Source organism: Nostocoides japonicum T1-X7 (assembly GCF_001046855.1).
Taxonomy (GTDB): domain Bacteria; phylum Actinomycetota; class Actinomycetes; order Actinomycetales; family Dermatophilaceae; genus Nostocoides; species Nostocoides japonicum.
The window spans coordinates 5,027,508-5,031,501 of sequence record NZ_HF570958.1; the positions used below are offsets into that span (position 1 = coordinate 5,027,508).

Consider the following 3,994-nt stretch of genomic DNA (forward strand, 5'->3'; position numbering starts at 1 on the left):
GCCAGCCCCGTGCACCGGCAGCGTCCTCATGACCTTCTGGGGAAGACAGCCAGAGTCCTGGCTCTAGCTACCTTCCCCACAGCACCCGCACGTCCCCACCGCACCGAAGACGACTCGGGAGGGCGGACCCTCCCCGCAGGCTTCTCACCAAGTGGGCGCCCAAGGTTGCCCCGACCCGCCGACCCTGCCTACATTTCCCGCAACTCAGCGGACACGGGCGCTTCAGCACCGCCTGTGGATAACTTTCGGGGCGCTGAACTGAACATCGCTAAGGTCACGCACGAATACCTGCCCGTGACCAACGAGAGGGGCCCAGATGAGACGTCACGCACCAGCAGTGGCGGCGGTGACGCTCGCCGTTCTCCTCGCCGGATGCAACGGCTCCGATCCAGATCCCTCCACCAGCACCACGACGCCCCCGACCTCAATCCCCACCACCAAGACGACAACAAGTCCCACTACCCCCGGAACTCGGTCCAAGATTCCGCCATCTGCACAGAAACACAGCGTTGCCGGCTCTGAAGCGTTTACGGAGTATTTCATCCATTCACTGAATGTGGCATGGACGACTCCTGACGAGCATATCCTCCCAGAGCTCTGTAATTCGTCCTCCAAGGCCTGCGCGGCACTCCAACGGACAGCAGTCGACTTAGCCACCAAGAGTCAGAGATACACCAAGGAGCCTGCGTCCATCAAGACAGTGATTTTCGCGGGAACGAGCAAGGGATTGTATCGCGTAGAGTTCCTCGGAACTCAGAATCGTGCAAGCGTTGTGGACAAGGACGGCAAGGTCGTCCTCACAGACCCAGAAGAGCCCTCGCACTGGTTATTCTTCCTGGAGTGGGAGTCGACACACTGGCTGGTCCATGAGATCAAGATCGTCGAGTCCCAATGAACCACAAGGCCTCTCCAATGATGCGGCGCCGTGCGTATTGGATTACAGTGTGCGCGCTCGCTATGCTCTTGATGACGCTGGTTGTCCCGACGGCTGAGGCGGGCATCAACGGAAACGTGAACGAGGGTGGCGCAACAACGGTCGTCCATCGCGATCAGCTGATCAAGTGGGGAAGCGATCAGAGGCTAGCAATGGCTGCCGGGGGCGACTACTACATTTACCGGACGGTTGATTCGTGTGGTGATGGGCGGGGTAGCTTCGATCCGACGGAGTGTTACAAGGTCGCGCTCTTGTGTCCTGGCGAGGCGGGGCCTTTGGTGGACATTGAGCGCAGGCTCGTTCGTGCGGACGGGACGATGGAGGGCGACTGGACGCTCGTGGGGCGGACGTGTCGGCCCAATGAGGTGCCGGGTGCGGCGAAGCGGCCGACGATGGCGATGATCATCGACGCGATGCACAAGACGCCGTGGGCCAGGGCCAGGGTCGGGTTCCAGCCCAAGGGCAACGTGACGCTGGTGACGCTGACGAACTTCTACCGCGCCAGCTGGTCGGCCGCTGGTTACGGGCCGGGAGAGGTCGACCAGGTGGACCCGGCCACCATGTACGGCTACCGGGTCGACATCCGGCCCACGCTCATCGGGCTGACCTACCGGTTCGGCGACGGCGCCAGCTACGGCCCGACCAGGTCCTTGGGAGGGGTCTACCCCGATGGGGACGTCAGACACGCCTACGCCGCCGCCGGCAAGTACGCGGTCAGCGTGTCGGTGCAGTGGGGCGCCGACTTCCGCGTCAACGGCGGCTCGTGGGCCCAGATCCCGGACACCGTCACCGTCCAGCAGCCCGCCACGACGGTGACGGTCCGCACCGCGACCAACCGCCTGGTCACCCGATAACCACCCCCGCCGGACGGCGACGGACCCCATCAAGCACGCGCCCCACGCCATCACGACAGAGGTGCGTCCCCGTCGGCCGGTGAGGCCCACCGAGGGACGGCGTCAGCCGACGTCGTCACCGGCGCCGGTCCCCCCCCACCTCACCCTGGCGGTGGCCCGAGGATCTCCTGACCACCCCCGATGGCGGCGGCGGCCATGGCTTCCATGGTGACCTCCCATCCGTCGGGGCGCGGGTCGGTCATCCGGCGGCCGGCCGTCCGGAAGAACCGCTCCATGCCGCTCGGTGTGCAGATCGTCAGCAGGTCGACCTCGGGCGAGGTGAAGCGGTAGGCGTGCGGAACACCACGAGGCAGGAACATCGCGCCGCCCTCCCCAACCTCACGGCATTCGTCGCCGACCCAGAAGATCCCATGGCCCCGGAGGATGACGAACATCTCGTCCTCGTCGTGGTGCAGGTGCAAGGGCGAGGCCGAGCCCTCGCCGAGGCTGCTGCGCACGACGGTTACCTGGTTCCGGGTATGCGAACCGTCGAGGAGGATCTGCAGCTCCTTGCCGCCGATCCACTCGATCCGGTCGTGATCGGCCGCCTGGGCGATGTATGCGAGGCTCACTGGTCTACCTTCCTGATGTCGGCGTTCTCAGATGGAGCGTCGATGCACCCCGGGTGCCGCCAGGTCACTGCCCTGCTCGCTTGACGCCGATGACGTCCACCATGAGATGTGCAGGATCTGGGGGTTGCCCGGGACGTGTGGACCGTCGATAGGGCTGCGCACCAAGACCAGGATTCCTGGTTGCGAGTGCCGATCAGTGAGCGAACCGGCAGGCACGTCTCGGCACCGTGGCCACCCGAGCCATCGAGAGATGAGGGTGCCTCCCCACTGGGTCTAGCAGCGAGGAGGCTGACGTGAAGTCTGCCAGCAACGCCCGAAGTAGTGAACCGTCCACCGGTACCGGCTGCCTGCCGGAGTTCGCGGCCAACGACGTGACCGCCGGCATCGACTGGGCACGTGATGACCACGCCGCATGCATCGTCGATGGCCGTGGCCGACAGGCCGCGGCAACGTTGACCCCCCACACCAGCGCCGGCCTGCGGGACCTGATCGGGTTCCTGGGCCGTCATGGCGTCGGCGAGGTCGCCATCGAACGTCCTGACGGTCCCGTGGTCGATGCCCTGCTCGGCGCCGGCCTGACCGTGGTAGTGATCTCCCCGAACCAGGTCAAGAACCTGCGCGGCCGCTACGGCTCGGCCGGTAACAAGGACGACCGGTTCGACGCCTATGTCCTGGCTGACACCCTGCGCACCGACCGAGCCCGGCTGCGGCCCCTGGTCCCGGACACCCAGGCCACCACCGCGCTGCGTCGTGCGTGCCGGGCCCGCAAGGACTTGGTCAAACACCGCGTCGCGGCAGCCAACCAGCTCCGCGCTCACCTGCGCAACATCCTGCCCGGCGCCGTAGGACTCTTCAAAGACATCGACTCCGAGATCTCTCTGGCGTTCCTGACCAGATTCGACACCCAAGACCGCATCGACTGGCTCACGCCCAAACGCCTCGGCGACTGGCTGGCCAAGCAGGGCTACTCCGGCAAGGTCGACCCTGCCGTCCTGCACCAACGCCTCCTGGACGCCCCCCGCGGCGCCACCGGCGAGTACGCCGCCAGCCAGGCGGCCATCACCGCCAGCTACGTCGCGCTGCTGCAGACCCTGGTCGAGCAGATCAAAACCCTCTCCACCCAGATCGGCCACCAACTCGACACGCACGCCGACGCCCACATCTTCACCAGCCTGCCCCGATCCGGCACCGTGCGCGCCGCGCGCCTCCTGGCCGAGATCGGCGACTGCCGAGCCCGCTTCCCCACCCCCGAATCGCTGGCCTGCCTCGCCGGCGCCGCACCCTCGACCCGCCAGTCCGGCAAGAGCCGCGTCGTCGGGTTCCGCTGGTCCTGCGACAAGCAACTGCGCGACGCCGTCATCGACTTCGCCGCCGACTCCCGGCACGCCAACCCCTGGGCCGCCGACCTCTACAACCGCGCCCGAACACGTGGACACGACCACGCCCACGCCGCCCGCATCCTGGCCCGAGCCTGGCTCACCATCATCTGGCACTGCTGGCAAGACCACCTCGCCTACAACCCCCAAAACCACCAAGCACTCCAACGCCTCCTCAAAACCCAAACCGAGGCGGCTTGACATAGGGCTTCTCATGGG

The 3,994-nt window shown here is 66.3% G+C and carries 4 protein-coding genes; 3 read left to right on the forward strand and 1 reads right to left on the reverse strand.

Going from position 1 to position 3,994, the window contains the following annotated elements:
• Nucleotides 1–316 precede the first annotated feature (316 nt).
• Nucleotides 317–895 carry a DUF6318 family protein gene (locus tag BN12_RS24885; protein ID WP_157635643.1) on the forward strand — a complete coding sequence of 193 codons (579 nt, stop codon included), beginning with the start codon at nt 317–319 and terminating at the stop codon, nt 893–895.
• Between the two features lie 431 nt (nt 896–1,326).
• A complete protein-coding gene (locus BN12_RS25655; RefSeq protein ID WP_162233136.1) occupies nt 1,327–1,788 on the forward strand; it encodes a hypothetical protein in 462 nt (153 codons plus the stop codon).
• 140 nt (nt 1,789–1,928) lie between these two features.
• On the opposite strand, the gene BN12_RS22685 is transcribed toward BN12_RS25655, so the two are convergent.
• Entirely contained in the window at nt 1,929–2,399 is a 471-nt protein-coding gene (locus tag BN12_RS22685; RefSeq protein WP_048555767.1) for a cupin domain-containing protein, read from the reverse strand.
• 293 nt (nt 2,400–2,692) lie between these two features.
• Between BN12_RS22685 and BN12_RS22690 the strand changes: the two genes are divergently transcribed.
• Entirely contained in the window at nt 2,693–3,976 is a 1,284-nt protein-coding gene (locus tag BN12_RS22690; RefSeq protein ID WP_235432332.1) for an IS110 family RNA-guided transposase, read from the forward strand.
• Nucleotides 3,977–3,994: the final 18 nt, after the last annotated feature.

What these genes read in the sequence shown, in the direction of transcription:
- BN12_RS24885 (WP_157635643.1), top strand. Translation starts at nt 317, where the DNA reads ATGAGACGTCACGCACCAGCAGTGGCGGCGGTGACGCTCGCCGTTCTC.
- BN12_RS25655 (WP_162233136.1), top strand. Translation starts at nt 1,327, where the DNA reads ATGGCGATGATCATCGACGCGATGCACAAGACGCCGTGGGCCAGGGCC.